This window comes from Bowmanella yangjiangensis (genome assembly GCF_017255015.1).
GTDB classification, from domain to species: domain Bacteria; phylum Pseudomonadota; class Gammaproteobacteria; order Enterobacterales; family Alteromonadaceae; genus Bowmanella; species Bowmanella yangjiangensis.
On sequence record NZ_JAFKCS010000004.1, the window covers coordinates 220,243 to 235,064 of the forward strand.

General features: G+C 50.0%; 9 protein-coding genes and 1 pseudogene. 9 read left to right on the forward strand and 1 reads right to left on the reverse strand.

Annotated features, from left to right (window positions below):
- Positions 1 to 293 precede the first annotated feature (293 nt).
- From J0A65_RS06730 to J0A65_RS27900, 5 genes and pseudogenes are all read left to right on the forward strand, one after another.
- A complete protein-coding gene (locus J0A65_RS06730) occupies positions 294 to 3,089 on the forward strand; it encodes a TonB-dependent receptor (RefSeq protein ID WP_206593372.1) in 2,796 nt (931 codons plus the stop codon).
- Between the two features lie 125 nt (positions 3,090 to 3,214).
- Positions 3,215 to 4,708, forward strand: coding sequence for a tryptophan halogenase family protein (locus J0A65_RS06735; protein WP_206593373.1), 1,494 nt, complete (start codon positions 3,215 to 3,217; stop codon positions 4,706 to 4,708).
- 133 nt (positions 4,709 to 4,841) lie between these two features.
- Positions 4,842 to 5,546: an OmpW/AlkL family protein gene (locus J0A65_RS06740; RefSeq protein ID WP_206593374.1), complete on the forward strand. Its 705-nt coding sequence runs from the start codon at positions 4,842 to 4,844 to the stop codon at positions 5,544 to 5,546.
- Between the two features lie 445 nt (positions 5,547 to 5,991).
- Positions 5,992 to 6,375: pseudogene (locus tag J0A65_RS27895) on the forward strand (methyl-accepting chemotaxis protein); the annotation flags it as partial.
- 87 nt (positions 6,376 to 6,462) lie between these two features.
- A complete protein-coding gene (locus tag J0A65_RS27900; RefSeq protein ID WP_232849787.1) occupies positions 6,463 to 6,777 on the forward strand; it encodes a CZB domain-containing protein in 315 nt (104 codons plus the stop codon).
- An 11-nt stretch (positions 6,778 to 6,788) separates the two neighbouring features.
- Here J0A65_RS27900 and J0A65_RS06750 read toward each other — a convergent pair whose 3' ends face one another.
- Positions 6,789 to 8,174 (reverse strand): M14 family zinc carboxypeptidase, encoded by a 1,386-nt coding sequence (locus J0A65_RS06750; protein ID WP_206593376.1) that lies wholly within the window; start codon positions 8,172 to 8,174, stop codon positions 6,789 to 6,791.
- Between the two features lie 146 nt (positions 8,175 to 8,320).
- Between J0A65_RS06750 and J0A65_RS06755 the strand changes: the two genes are divergently transcribed.
- The 4 genes from J0A65_RS06755 (at position 8,321) to J0A65_RS06770 (ending at position 14,804) form a co-directional block, all read left to right on the forward strand.
- On the forward strand, positions 8,321 to 9,358 hold the full coding sequence (locus J0A65_RS06755; RefSeq protein WP_206593377.1) for a S66 peptidase family protein: 1,038 nt from the start codon (positions 8,321 to 8,323) through the stop codon (positions 9,356 to 9,358).
- A 70-nt stretch (positions 9,359 to 9,428) separates the two neighbouring features.
- Positions 9,429 to 10,301: a hypothetical protein gene (locus tag J0A65_RS06760; protein ID WP_206593378.1), complete on the forward strand. Its 873-nt coding sequence runs from the start codon at positions 9,429 to 9,431 to the stop codon at positions 10,299 to 10,301.
- Between the two features lie 196 nt (positions 10,302 to 10,497).
- Positions 10,498 to 12,345, forward strand: a complete 1,848-nt coding sequence (locus tag J0A65_RS06765) for a glycoside hydrolase family 13 protein (RefSeq protein WP_232849775.1) — start codon at positions 10,498 to 10,500, stop codon at positions 12,343 to 12,345.
- A gap of 68 nt (positions 12,346 to 12,413) precedes the next feature.
- Entirely contained in the window at positions 12,414 to 14,804 is a 2,391-nt protein-coding gene (locus J0A65_RS06770; RefSeq protein ID WP_232849776.1) for a glycoside hydrolase family 31 protein, read from the forward strand.
- The last annotated feature ends 18 nt before the right edge of the window (positions 14,805 to 14,822 follow it).

Sequence of the window (14,822 nt, forward strand, 5' to 3'; positions counted from 1 at the left end):
TTTGACTTTCAAGTATTTAACTTGGTGTGATTTGTAAACATCTTGTACAGTGTTCTAAGGTTATCTTTAGTTTTCTACTCTATTCACACCTTGTAAATACTGGGGTCAACAAAGGAATGTTAACAAAATGTTCTTCCCTGACTTATGAATACGTATGCAGATGGTTGTGCCGATTAAACCGCCAGCGATACTATCCTTTGCAACATTTTTGACACACTTTCGCATCTGTTTGTGAAAGTTCGGCACGCATGTGCGGGCTGGTTAAAAGCACACAACAACTCAGGACACTAGGCATGAAAACATTTAAACCCAATCTCATTACCATGGCTTTGTTATCCGGTGGTTTGACATTGATGTCTTTGCCCGCAATGGCACAGCAGGCAAATGCCGAACAAAGCGCAGAAGAAAACGTTGAAGTGATCAAAGTGTCTGGTATCCGTGCCAGTTTACAGCGGTCTCAGGCGTTAAAAATGGATAACACTTCTTTGGTTGAAGTGATTACCGCCGAAGATATCGGCAAACTTCCTGATTCCAGTATTGCAGAATCTATTGCCAGACTGCCTGGCCTGGCCGCACAGCGACTCGATGGCCGTGCTAGCTCTATCTCTATTCGTGGTCTGGGTGAAAACTTCAGCGCCGCCACCTTTAATGGTCGTGAACAGGTATCGCTAGGGGATAACCGCGGCGTTGAGTTCGATGTATATCCTTCTGAAATCATGAATGAAGTCATGGTTTACAAAACCCCCGATGCGTCTCTGATGACTCAGGGTATTGGCGGCACTATTGATATGCGCACGGTTAAACCTTTGAGTTTTGGCGAGCAAAGCATGTCTTTTACACTACGTGGTGAGAAGAATGATATTGGCAAGCTGAACCCTGATGGCGAAGACACCGGTTGGCGTGGCAGCTTCTCTTACATTGATCAGTTTAATGACGATACCGTGGGTCTGGCCGTAGCCGTGGCGCATATGCAATCACCTAATAACGAAGAGCGTTTTAATACCTGGGGATGGCCTGATGGTGTAGTGGGTGGTTTCAAACCATTCGTTCGTTCATCAGAACTGACCCGTGACACTGTCATGGCGGTATTGGAGGTGGCTCCTAACGATAAACTCAAAATCAATGTGGATGCGCTGTATATTGATTTCGAAGACGAGCAACTGCTGCGTGGTGCTGAAATACCCGCTGCATGGGGCGATGCTGGTATAACAGTAACGAACACGGTCAATGGTCTGAGTCAGTCGGGTGTTATCGGCAGTGCCGACTCCCCGGTTGGTGCGGTGATTCGTAATGATATGAACCTGCGCAAGGCAGATCTGACGGCCGTCGGTTTTAACGCCGAATATGCCCTGACCGATTTACTGAGCCTGGAGTTTGATGCGGCGTACTCAAAGGTGGACAGAAAAACCTGGTCACTGGAGTCTTACGCTGGCTCTGGCCGCGGTGCGGCCTTCCGTCAACCCGAACAGATTGGGTTCACCATGCTCAACAACAATCAAGGGGTTAACTTTGATCCGCAGTTGGACTACGGTAGCCATGATGTTATTCAGTTGGGTAACCCTCAGTCCTGGGGCTGGGGTAACCTGACCGATTTGGAAAGTGATGACGATCAGGATGGTTTTATCAACACCCCCGAGGTGGATGATGAACTGATGACCTTAAAGCTCGCGGCTAAACGGGTATTTGAGGACGGTATCGTCAGCAGTATCGAGTTCGGTGGCTACTATAGTGACAGAGAAAAAAGTAAGTTCGATCAGGGTTTGTTCCTAACCCTGCCGCAAGCCTTGGATGCTAACGGCAACGTTATCCCAGGCTACCGTATGCCGGTTCCGGAAGAATATCGCTTACCTAATGTGTCACTGGATTTCATTGGCTTTGGTGACATGATTGCCTACGATTCTTTCCGCTTCTGGCAGGATGGCAACTACACCGAGTATGACTCACGTTTATCGGATCCTGAGCGTATCAAGCAAACCTGGACAGTCAAAGAGAAAGTTTATACAGCCTTTGTGAAAGCGAATCTGGAAACCGAAATTGGCAGCATCCCGGTAAGAGGTAATGTGGGACTGCAAGTGGTACGTACCGAGCAGGAGTCAACGGGTGGTGGTGCAAGACGTCTGGCCGATCGTACTATTGATGTACAGCCTACCTTCGGCGGTGAAGAGTTTACTGAAGTGCTGCCGAGCCTGAACCTGATTTTTGATGTGGCGGATCAGCAACTGGTGAGATTTGGTGCTGCCCGCACTATGTCACGCTCCAGAATGGACAGAATGAATGCCAGCTCGGGTGAATTGTCTTGGAACGAGACGGTTGGCGTGTGGTCTGGCTATATCGCCAACCCGCAGCTTCGCCCCGTGATGGCTGACCAGTTGGATCTGACCTATGAGAACTACTTCCATGAGGAAGGCTACTTTGCCGCAGCGGTGTTCTACAAATCGCTGAAAGACTGGCAATTGGAAGTCCCGAGCCTGGTCGATACCTCGGATTTGACCCCGCCTAATGGTGAACCTGTTGCGCCACTTGGTGTGATGACGTCCTGGCAGAATCTGGGTGATGGTGACATTCAAGGTGCGGAATTCACCCTGTCCTTATCCGGCGGCATGTTCTCTGATGCACTGGAAGGTTTTGGTGGTATTTTCTCTGCCACTTTCCTCGACAGTTCCATCGACTTTATGCTGGACGTGCCAACCGATACCAGTGGTGGTATGGAGCAGCGTGAGTTCAACATCACAGTACCAGGCTTGTCCGACGAGGTGTATAACGCCACCCTTTACTATGAAAATGCGGGCTTTGAGTTCCGGGTAAGCTGGCGTAGTCGTAGTGACTTCCTGGGTGAAGTGTCTGGTTTAAGCTTGTCTAAGGTACCAGTGCAGGTACTGGGGAGTGATCTGGTTGATGCGCAAATTAGCTATGATTTCTCTGAGTCTGGCATTGAGGCACTGTATGGCCTGACCCTGACATTGCAAGGCCAAAACCTGACGGACGAAGCCTTTGTCACGGCTCATACTGCCGATGGCAATGGTCTTGATGTACGTGACGCACAAGTATTCGGCCGCAACTTTATGTTGGGTCTGAACTACAAGTTCTAATCAGCCTTGCTGATTAAACAAAACACCTCTGTCTGAGTCATCGGCAGGGGTGTTTTGTTATTCAAATTCAGTCTGCATAATGACGATTGTGTGGTTAACGGATTCCAGCAATAAGGTGGCATAACATGCGCGTAGTGATAGTCGGAGGCGGTTCGGCCGGTTGGATGGCTGCAGCCATGTTGTCGCGTATGATGGGACGACAACTGGATATTACGCTAGTTGAGTCCGATGACATTGCCACTGTGGGGGTGGGCGAGGCAACCATTCCGCCGATTCAGCACTTCAACCGGGTGTTAGGCATCAGTGAAGCGGACTTCTTACGGGAAACCGGTGGCACCTTTAAACTAGGTATTGAGTTTGAGAACTGGCGCGAGCAGGGGCATAGCTATATGCACGCGTTCGGTGGTTTGGGCAAAGAGATGGGCTTAGCGCCTTTTCATCACAGTTGGTTGCGTGCTGTTGCCCATGGTCGCAACGACAGCCTGTGGGACTTTTCCCTTAACTATCAGGCGGCAAAGGCTAACAAGTTTCAACCGCTCAGCAGCATCCCTGATACTAAGTTACCCGGACTGGTACATGCCTATCATTTTGATGCCGGCCTTTATGCCAAGTACCTGAGTAAGCTTTGCCAAGGCTGGGGGGTTAAGCGCCTTGAAGGTCTGATTGAGCAAGTGAACCTCAACAAGCAAAATGGAAGCATAGAGAGTCTGCGGCTGCGTAGCGGTGAGTTTGTCCAGGCTGATTTGTATATTGACTGTTCCGGTTTTAGATCCTTGTTGTTGGGTGAAGCGCTTAAGGTCGAGTTTGATGACTGGCGTCACTGGCTACCCTGCGATCGGGCCATGGCGGTTCCAAGTGAGCGCACTGCACCTCTGCAACCTTATACCCGCTCTATCGCTCATCGAGCCGGTTGGCGCTGGCGCATTCCGCTTCAGCATAGAACCGGCAACGGACTGGTGTACTGCAGTGAGTATTTAACGGATAAGCAAGCTTCCGCCCTGTTGATGGAGCAGTTGGATGCCCCTGCTTTGGCTGAGCCCCGGCTGATTCGCTTTACTACAGGCAGACGCAAGCAGCAGTGGCATAAAAATTGTGTGGCACTGGGTCTGGCCAGTGGCTTTCTGGAGCCTTTGGAATCGACCAGTTTACATCTGGTGCAAAGTGGCATTGTCAGGTTGCTTAAGTTGTTTCCCAGACAAGGTTTGGTGCAACAGGAGATTGATGAGTTTAACCGTCAGTCACAAACCGAGTTTGAGCAAGTTCGTGACTTCATCATTCTGCATTATGCATTGAATCGACGGGACGAGCCGTTTTGGCAGCGTTGCCGGGATATGTCGATCCCCGAAAGTTTGAACCAAAAGCTGGCGCTTTTTGCCAAGACCGGCAAGGTGTTCAGAGAACAGGACGAGTTATTTACCGAGGTTGCCTGGCAACAGGTCATGCTAGGGCAGGGGATTCAGCCTGAGGCATATCATCCGATGGCGGATGCATTATCCGCAGCGCAGCTCAATGAACTGCTGGACAGTCTCAGAACTATTTTTGCCGGCACTGTGCAACGTCTCCCTGCCCATGATGAATTTATCAACAGTTATTGTGCATCGACCAGCACCTTTTGTTGACCTGGATCATAGTTGTGCTGTTTGCCACTATGCCCTGCTAAAACAGCAAGTGAAAACTTGATCTCAATCAGCTTTTTAAGATCAATAGGAGCAGACAATCCTCTCCAGACACACAACACTTTGGAGAGAACAAATGAAATCTCTGTTCACCACTTCTGCTTTGGTTGCCGCTTTATTCGCCCCAGCTGCGCTGGCCGATTTCCATGTAAATGTAGGCGCCATCAATGTTAACCCTAATGCGGACAGTACTTACCTGAACGTTGTTGAGACTGTTGCTGGCCTGCCACAGAATTCCAGCAAACTGGATGTCGACAGCAATACTCAGTTAGGCCTGACTTTTGATTACGACTTGAATGACAACTGGACCCTGGAGCTGATTGCTGCCACGCCGTTTTCCCATGACATTACTCTGGATAGCACTGTAGGTGCGGTCAACGGTCTGGATGTAGGCGAAACTAAGCATTTGCCACCAACTTTGCTGGCCCAATATCACTTTATGGACAAGCAACAAGCGTTTCGTCCCTTCGTTGGCCTTGGTCTGAACTATACGCTGTTCTTCTCTGAGAAGGTCAGCCCGGCTCTGACTGATGTGCTGGTAGCGACAGGCGCAGCGTCCGCTGGCGACAAAGTTAGCCTGCATTTGGATGATTCGGTAGGTATTGCCGTTCAAGCGGGTTTTAACTACCGCTTAAATGACAACTGGGGCGTGCATGCCATGGTTGCCTGGGCTGACATTGATACTGACGCCGAAGTACGCATTAATGGCACTAATGTGCAGTCTGCAAAAGTTAACATCGACCCCATGATCTTCATGCTGGGTGCGCGTTACAGCTTCTAAAGTTCCCAGCCTCTGTCAGGGGTGGCGGTGTTGAAAGACACCGCCTTTTTTATTTTTCGCACCTTTTTGAATGTTATGTTTTGGTAAACAACACATAAAGCCGATAAGCTCTGTGCCAGGTGACTACCTAAGGAGACTTCTCACTATGTTCGTTAAGGCCAGTCGGCTAATCGATGCTCAAAATGAACTTGTCAGTCTGAAAAAGAAAAATCAAGATCTCGAAGAACAGTTAAGACAAGCTCAAGCCTATGCAGACGCGTTAACTTTGCAAATAGAGGAAAAAGCCAATGAACGTCATGACTTGGGGGTTATGAAACTGGCCATTGATGGCCTGACACCATTGTCTGATATTCGTGCCAGAGTGGCTGAATTAGCCAATAGTTTGCTGAAAGAACGGGACAATATTATTAGCTCCGCGACTATCTACGACCAGTCTTCGGGTAATATGGCCAGTCTGTTAAGTGGTCTGAATAAAGTAGATTCAGAGGTTAAAACAACTCATGCAGGAGTTGCACAATTGCGTGGTGCCGCGCAGGAAATCACTCAATTTGTCAGTATCATCAACAACATATCCGATCAGACTAATTTGTTAGCACTCAATGCAGCCATTGAAGCCGCGAGAGCTGGTGAACAGGGGCGCGGATTTGCAGTGGTCGCCGACGAAGTGCGAGCCCTGGCCAAGCGTGCAGGTGAAGCCAGCGCTGAAATTGCCAAGCTGGTGTCCGATATTGATAAGAGTACGCTACAGGCAGATGCCAATATGGCTTCTACTTTGAGTTTGTGTAATGACATGTTGGATACGGCGACTGTCACTGCCGAATCATTAGAGTCCCTTATAGGTCATTCACGTTCTATGCATGAGACTATTACCGATGAAGCTATGGCTAGCTTTATCGAAACGGTCAAACTTGACCATATGGTATGGAAACAAGTCATCTATCGTCGCTGGTTAAACAACCAAAGAGCCAATGGAGAAATTTCCGACCACCACCAATGCCGCTTAGGTAAATGGTACTACGAAGGTGAAGGAGCAAGTAACTTCCGTCACTTAGACAGCTACGCCAGCCTGGAAGCTCCACATGCAGGCGTACATAAAGGCGGTTTGAAAGCTTTGGATACGCTAAGTTCTGGAGATATGCATGGCTCCATTTCTGCTTTAAAAGAAATGGAGCTTGCCAGTGATGAGACGATCAAGATCTTATCGCACATGGGGCAACAGATAGGTAAATAATCTATTTTTTCTCAGGTGCTGTAACTGTTCAGCACCTTGCCGCTGCCAAGGTCTATCAATAAGCCCTCAATAACAGCAATTTTTCTGCCGTCCTTATGTTCCAGAAAGAATACTGCCCGATGGCCTGCTCTTGGACGGCTATCAGACATACTGACGTTGCTAAAAGCCATGGGTAAGCCACTTTGGTTGTCCAGCTTATCTTCATCGGATGCAAAATACCCGTATCCCTGCTTGAGAAGTGCAAGATAGTCGTCACGCGTAAGTGTGGTGACGTCGCTCAGGGTATAGCCCTTAGCTGGCTGAAATTGCCAGCCATTGGCGTCAAATTCAAAAAAGCCAGAGTAGACTGTCAGGTCCCCCACTTCCTTAATTCTGGGTTGCCGTGCATTAGGTAAGTTCAAGTCAATCGCCAGGTCGATGCGGTATTGCTGTGTCCCTTCCTTCACTATTAAATCACTCATCAGCACATCGCGAAATGCCTCCCGGCGATTATACGGAATGTCTTGATAAGCGGATAAATCCTGCTGGGCATAGCTGCCAGACTGAATACTATCGATGGCAGCGCTGAGCATGATTAGATTCATTTCCCTGGCCACCTGACGGTTGGGGTCCTGGCGGTGAGCGCCGGATTCAATCAAAATGGTACTGATCCCCATGCCAGCCAGATTGTCACCAAAGGCGCGAGGAGCATAAGTATCGTCGTAACGACCCAGATGCTCGGGGATGCGCGCATCGGCCACCTCCTTCAAAACGCCAATTACCTGCATAGCGCGGTGTCTGGCTGGGCTGATGCTTTTCCTGTCATTAAAGGCTGGTGCCAGCAGTGAAATGGTGGCCGGGTTGTCATGGTGTCCGGCACTATAAAAGCGATTCTGATCATGCAGATTAAAACCAAAGTCCGGTTGCAGTTCTTTTGCCTGTGCCAGCAGAAGACGCCCTTCCGGTGTCTGTAGTGCGCGGGCGTCCCTATTGATATCTATGCCTTGGGCATTAGTGCGGGTAGCTTGCTCTGCACCATCGGGGTTGAGCATTGGGATCATATAAATGGTCAGTTTGTCCTGCCAACTTTGCCGCCACACTTGGTCTTTTTCCATGCGCCGCATTAAATCAAATAACGCGGAGGTGGCGGTGGACTCATCACCATGCATTTGTGACCACAGCAAGAGCTTGGTGCTGCCCTTGCCTATTTTAATTCGGTGGATAGGTCGGCCAAGATAGGAACTGCCAATGTGTTCTACGTCGAACACTGGACTGTCGATAATCTGTTGCAGATGAGGCTGAATATCCTGTTGGCGGATTTGCGCTTTATTCAAGCCTTCAACCTGAAATGATTGCCAATTTTCGGCTGATGCTGACAGTGGCATAAAAAGACTCGCAAGCAAGATAACGGATTTCATTGTTTATTACTTATATGTGATTTTGTGGTAATAATTTATTTTTAAAAGGTTAATGACAGGTCGAGTGTAAGTCAAAGTCCTGGCTGCAGTTAGTCTTGAATTATCCGCTATGCAACGGAACCTGGGTACAAATATGAGGAGTTATCATGGATCGCAGAGGCTTTTTTAAAGCATCCGCCGCTGGCCTGTTGGCCAGTCAACTTATTCCGTCGGTTGGTCAGGCTGCCCAAACCAGGGTCAGTGTCAGACCCAAGGCATTAAAGCCAGGCGATACAATCCGCTTAATTGCACCAGCCAGCGCTATCTTTGACCCCATCGAGCTCGATGTTGCCAAGGAGTCTTTTGAGGCGATGGGGCTGAAAGTCGAGCCTAGTCAACATGTTCTTGACCGCCATGGTTATCTGGCCGGACAGGATAAGGATCGTGCTGCGGACATCAACCAGGCTTTCGCCGACAAGTCAGTCAGCGGCATTGTGGCACTTCGTGGTGGCTGGGGATGTAATCGACTGTTGCCCTATCTGGACTTTGCCACTATAGCTGAGAACCCCAAGGTGGTTTTGGGCTACAGTGATATCACTTCATTGCTGAATAGCTTCTACCGCAATACCGGTTTGGTATCTTTTCATGGTCCGGTTGGGTTGTCGTATTGGGGGCAATTTCAGGCCCAGCAAGTTCAGAAGCTGTTGTTCGAGGGACAACCCAGCAAGATGCAAAATCTCGCTGAGGACAGTGATGCTCTGACCATGCGCAGTAATCGTGCGCGGACTATCACAGGTGGCAAAGCCAAAGGTGTGTTGGTGGGGGGGAATTTGACCGTGTTTTGCAGCCTGGTAGGCACGCCCTACTTACCAGATATGCGTGGCAAGATATTGATGTTGGAAGATGTGGGAGAAGCCATCTATCGTATAGATAGATATCTTTCTACCTTGCAGTTATCGGGAATGTTGGAGCAGGTGGCCGGGGTGGTCTTTGGTCACTGTACAGAATGCGAGCCGCAGAAAGGTTATGGTGGTTTTACCCTGATGGAAGTTATGGAGCATTACCTCAAGCCTTTGGGGGTTCCATGTTATGTCGGGGCTCAGTTTGGCCATATTAAGGATAATCACATCTTACCTGTTGGTGGTGAGGTGACCTTGGATGCTGACGCCTGTACGCTGGATATGCAAGCCGGCGTGTTAGGCTAGAGACATAAGGTGATTCAGACAGGGATGTCGAAAAGCAAGACTGGCTTCGCAAAAGGAAAAGGAGATGCTTATGCGAGCCAAAATCTGCTGGTGGGCTTTGCTGCTATGTTCGATTTCGATGACAAGCTATGCCTATGCTGATGAACAAGAAGCTATCCACTGGCTGGTGGTTGATTCACAACCGTTATTTATTGTCGATAATGGCAGGCTGGCCGGCGGTGCCATTGGCATACTGCTTTTGCATTTGGTTCAACAGATGCCTGAGGTACAGCATGTTGTAGAGGTGTCTAACAATAACCGCGGTTTTAACGATATTCTTCAAGGCAAGCTGCGCTGCACTGGCGGCTTGGTAAAAAAAACTCAACGTGAAAGCCTGCTGCATTTTTCGCAACCCGTTTTACCTTTTCTTCCCAATGGATTGGCCTACTCGACATCTTCCTCGGCACTGATTGAACGCCATGATCATAACGGGCATTTTGATGCCGCTGCCTTGTTGATGGAGCCTAAGTTACGCATTGGACTTATCGATGGACGCTCAAACGGTGAGTTACTCGATAGTTTGCTGACGCAGGCGGGAATGAAGTCCAGGCTGATGGCCTTCACCAAGACCAATGACGCAGAGAAGCTGCTGCACATGGTGTCCTTAAAACGTCTGGACATTGCCATTGTTAATCCCACTGAAATAGGACGTGTGCAGAAACTGGGGCAACTGGAGGACAATCTGCATTTTTTGCCTTTGATGGCGCAAAACAATGAACAGTATCTGTATTTTGGCTGTACTAAAGGAGAGTGGGGGGCCCGGTATATAGCCAGGATTAATGAGCTATTAAAAAACAGTCCGTTATTGGCCGAGGCGTCCGCCATTTATGCTGAATATCTTCCGCGTCGACTGGTTGATTTATATCGCCAGCGAGTGGAAACCTTTCTGGCGTTGAATAGGTAGCTGCTTGCCCCCGATTCCAGTGCATCGCGAAGAATACAGATGAATACGTATGCAGGAAGCTGCATGAAAAATGTGAGCTAGGTAACATAATTGTAAAATTTGCCCTTGCATGCGCTATTGGCTAGTCAGGCTTGCCAATACCACCGACATGACGATGGGTTTTTACTACCCGGGGTCGGGTCAACAAAGGAGTGAAATGAGTATGACACGTTGGCTGACGGGGTTTTGCTTGCTGATCAGTTTACCTGTCTTGGCTGATTTGCAGCTCAAGCGTGTAGAGCCTGCCAATTGGTGGGTGGGGATGCACTCTTCACAACTGCAAATCATGCTATATGGGGAGCAGGTGAGTGGTTATCAGGTCAATCTGGATTACCCCGGGGTGAAGCTGGTAAAGGCCGAGCGTGTAGGCAGTCCCAATTACCTGTTTCTCACCCTGAATCTGGCCAAGGATGTTAAGCCAGGGCTTATACCCATCAAACTCAGCCAGGGAGAGCATGTTGCTCTGGTTTATGATTATCCTTTGCTGGCGCGGGACAACGCCTCTGCCGAGCGTCAGGGATTTTCCAATAAAGACAGTATCTATCTTATTACGCCGGATCGTTTTGCTAATGGTGACCTTAGCAATGACAGCGTGCCCGGGCTTGAAGATAAGTTAAACCGGGCCGCATTAGGCGGCCGTCATGGCGGTGATCTGCAGGGCATTATTAATCATCTGGATTATATTCAGGCCATGGGCTTTACCCAGATTTGGTTAAATCCGGTGCTGGAAAACGCCATGTCCAGTTATTCCTATCACGGTTATGCTGCTACGGATTTTTATCGGGTTGACCCGCGTTATGGCAGTAACGCCTTGTATCAACAACTGGCCCAACAGGCCAAAGCGCGCGGTATCGGGGTGATTATTGATGTGGTACTTAACCACATAGGTTCTCAGCATTGGTGGATGAGTGACTTACCAAGTGCGGACTGGCTGAACTTTGCCGGTCAGTTTGTGCCGACTACACATAGGCGTGAAGCCCTGCACGACCCTTATGCCACCGAGTGGGATAAGCGACATTTCAGTGATGGCTGGTTTGTCGAAACTATGCCGGATCTGAACCAGCGCAACCCCTTGCTCGCTACTTACCTGATCCAGAACAGCATCTGGTGGGTGGAATATGCCGGGCTAAGTGGCATTCGTATCGACACTTACTCCTACTCCGACCCTGATTTCTTAAGCCAGTATACGGCGCGCCTGGTGGCCGAGTATCCAAATCTGAATATGGTCGGCGAAGAGTGGACCTTAAATCCCAGTATTGTCGCTTATTGGCAGCGCGGCACCAAACGCCACGACGGTTATCAATCGGCACTGCCCAGCTTGTTTGACTTTCCATTGCAGGCAGCGGTGGTCGGTGGCCTCACCAACCAAGAAAACTGGAATTCAGGCCTGCGGGAAATTTACTTGTCCCTCGCCAATGATTACCTCTATGGCCATCCTCAGGACCTGGTGGTGATGCCAGACAACCATGATATGAGTCGTATCTTTACGCAACTGCGCGAGGACCCGCAGTTGTGGCGCATGGCCATGGTGCTCTTTGCCACAGTGCGGGGTACCCCGCAGTTTTTCTATGGCACCGAGATATTACTGGCTAACCCTAATAGTGATGACCACGGCGAGATCCGTGCGGATTTTCCCGGCGGCTGGCCCGGCGATAAACAAAATGCCTTTACTGGTAACAACTTAAGTACAGACGCCAGTTCAGCTCAGGCCTATATGCGCAAGCTTCTAAACTGGCGCAAGACGGCGCAAGCGGTGCACAACGGGCGTTTTGTTCACTATGCGCCGCTGGATGGAAGCTATAGCTATTTCCGCTTAAGTGAGGAACACAATCTGCTGGTGGTGCTGAATAAAAATGATCAGGCTATCAAGCTGGACTTAGCCAGGATGCAGGAAAGCCTAAAGGGATTTACGTCGGCGAAAGAGGTGTTAAGTGGCCAGACTGCTGCGCTGCCCGACATTCTGGTGCCGGCTCGAAGTGCCGGAATTTACGAACTCTATAAATAGCCGCCCAAGCGGCATATAAATTACTCAGGGATACAGACCAAGTGATATTACTCAGAAGGTGTTGGGCGTTGTTGTGGCTGCTATGTTTCAGCCTGCAGGCCGCAGAAGTACAGCAAGCCAGTTTTGACGGTCAAACGCTCAGGCTGACCACAGATGAAGGGCTGGTAAGCTTAACTGCCTATCAGAACAGTGTGTTTGAAGTGCTGGTTCAGCCAAAGGGGGAAACTCCTTTACCTTCCTTTGCCATTAGTGAGAAGGCGCGTAAAGCGAATGCTTCTTATCAGGAGGCGTCAGATCACCTGCTCCTGACCAACTCCGGTCTGACCGCTAAAATCCAAAAATCGCCGCTGCAGATCAGTTATTACCGTGATAACCAGTTGCTGCTGGCCGAAGAACAGGGCGCTTTTGCCAGACAGACCTTGCGAGGCTTTCGCTTCCGCTTACAAGAACAGGAAAAATTACTGGGCGGCGGGCAACGGGTTATGGGCATGGACAGGCGTGGTCAGCGTTTGCCTTTATATAACCGCGCCCACTACGGTTATGGCAGTGAATCTAAGCAAATGTACTACAGCCTGCCTATGGTGCTTTCCAGTCAGCACTATATGTTGGCTTTCGATAATACCGCCAGTGGCTACCTCGACCTTGGCCATAACGAAACCGATATCCTGCAATTTGAAGCCGCAGCAGGGCGACTGGCTTATTTGATTGCCGCCGGCAATGATTTCCCGCAGTTGCTTGAGCATTTTACTGCAGTGACCGGTCGTCAGCCGATGCCGCCACGCTGGGCCTTGGGCAATTATGCCTCACGCTTTGGCTATCACACTGAGGAAGAAACCCGCCGGGTGGTTGAGATGTTTAAGGCCGATGATATTCCACTGGATGCCGTGGTGCTGGACCTGTATTGGTTTGGCAAAGACATTAAAGGCATGATGGGTAACCTCGACTGGGACAAAGAGGCCTTTCCCCAGCCGGAAAAAATGATCGCTGACTTTGCTGCCGGCGGTGTAAAGACCATTCTTATCACTGAGCCTTTTGTTCTGACCACCTCCAGCAAATGGCAAGACGCAGTCAATGCCGGGGCACTGGCAGAGAATCTGGCCGGACAGACAAAACGATTTGATTTTTATTTTGGTAACACCGGTCTTATTGATGTGTTTGATCCTAAAGCCCAGGACTGGTTCTGGCAGACCTATAGCAAGCTGCTGGGCCAGGGAGTAGGTGGCTGGTGGGGCGATCTGGGCGAACCGGAAGTGCATCCAGCCGATACTCTGCATAGGCTGGCGGATGGTCGCCAGGTTAGCGCCGATGAAATTCACAACGCTTATGGCCATCAGTGGGCCAAAATGCTGTTCGAGCGCCATCGTCAGGCACGCCCAGCCGAGCGCCCTTTTATTATGATGCGCAGCGGTTTTGTCGGCTCACAGCGCTACGGCATGATCCCCTGGACCGGCGATGTCAGTCGCGCCTGGGAAGGGCTAAAACCTCAGGTTGAGCTCAGCCTGTCCATGGGATTGCAAGGTCTGGCTTATACCCATTCGGACTTAGGCGGTTTTGCTGGTGGCGAGGAATTTGATGCCGAGCTATATACCCGCTGGCTACAATATGGGGTATTTCAACCCGTATACCGCCCGCATGCCCAGGAGCACATTGCCCCAGAGCCGGTGTTTCATGACGACACCACCAAAGCCATAGTGCGTGATTTTATCAAGCTGCGTTATGCGCTGCTGCCCTATAACTACAGCCTGAGTTATCTGAACAGCCAAAGCGGTATGCCACTGATGCGGCCACTTTTTATGGAATCTGGTGATTTAAGCCAGTTCAATAACACCAGCAGTTACCTGTGGGGGGATGCCTTTTTGGTTACGCCAGTGGTGGAGCCGGGGGTAAAACAGGTTGAAGTGGCACTGCCCCACGGCGTCTGGTTCGACTATTTCAGCGGTAAACGTTATGCCGGCAATCAGCGCATTCAAATGGCCACCTCAATGCACACCTTGCCTTTGCTGGTGCGAGGTGGCGCCTTTGTGCCTATGGTGTCGCCGCCTGCCACCACCCAGGATTACGACAGTAGTGAACTCGTGCTGCATTACTATGCCGACCAAGCCGTGTCTGAAGGCCGGGGTTTTATGTATGACGACGACGGTCAAACCTTCGATGCCGTAGCGAAAAAGCAGTACGAACTGCTGCACTTTAGCGCCCAGCAGCAGGGAACCAAGTTGTCGATGCAGCTTAAACGCGAGGCCTACCAGTATCAGGGGATGCCCACGAGTCGCAAGATACAGATGCAGATCCATAACTGGTCAGCAAACCCCCACTCTGTACAGCTAAATGGTTATACCCTGCCCATGGCGGCCAACCAGGGTAAGTTTGATGCACTGGAACAGGGAGCCTGGCGCGACGGTGATACCTTAAGAATTAAGTTTGACTGGGTACTTCCTGTGCACCAGCTAAATATCCAATAACAGAGACCCTTGCATGTA

Coding starts and splice junctions, on each gene's coding strand:
- J0A65_RS06730 (WP_206593372.1), top strand. CDS start 294: ATGAAAACATTTAAACCCAATCTCATTACCATGGCTTTGTTATCCGGT.
- J0A65_RS06735 (WP_206593373.1), top strand. CDS start 3,215: ATGCGCGTAGTGATAGTCGGAGGCGGTTCGGCCGGTTGGATGGCTGCA.
- J0A65_RS06740 (WP_206593374.1), top strand. CDS start 4,842: ATGAAATCTCTGTTCACCACTTCTGCTTTGGTTGCCGCTTTATTCGCC.
- J0A65_RS27900 (WP_232849787.1), top strand. CDS start 6,463: ATGGTATGGAAACAAGTCATCTATCGTCGCTGGTTAAACAACCAAAGA.
- J0A65_RS06750 (WP_206593376.1), bottom strand. CDS start 8,174: ATGAAATCCGTTATCTTGCTTGCGAGTCTTTTTATGCCACTGTCAGCA.
- J0A65_RS06755 (WP_206593377.1), top strand. CDS start 8,321: ATGGATCGCAGAGGCTTTTTTAAAGCATCCGCCGCTGGCCTGTTGGCC.
- J0A65_RS06760 (WP_206593378.1), top strand. CDS start 9,429: ATGCGAGCCAAAATCTGCTGGTGGGCTTTGCTGCTATGTTCGATTTCG.
- J0A65_RS06765 (WP_232849775.1), top strand. CDS start 10,498: ATGAGTATGACACGTTGGCTGACGGGGTTTTGCTTGCTGATCAGTTTA.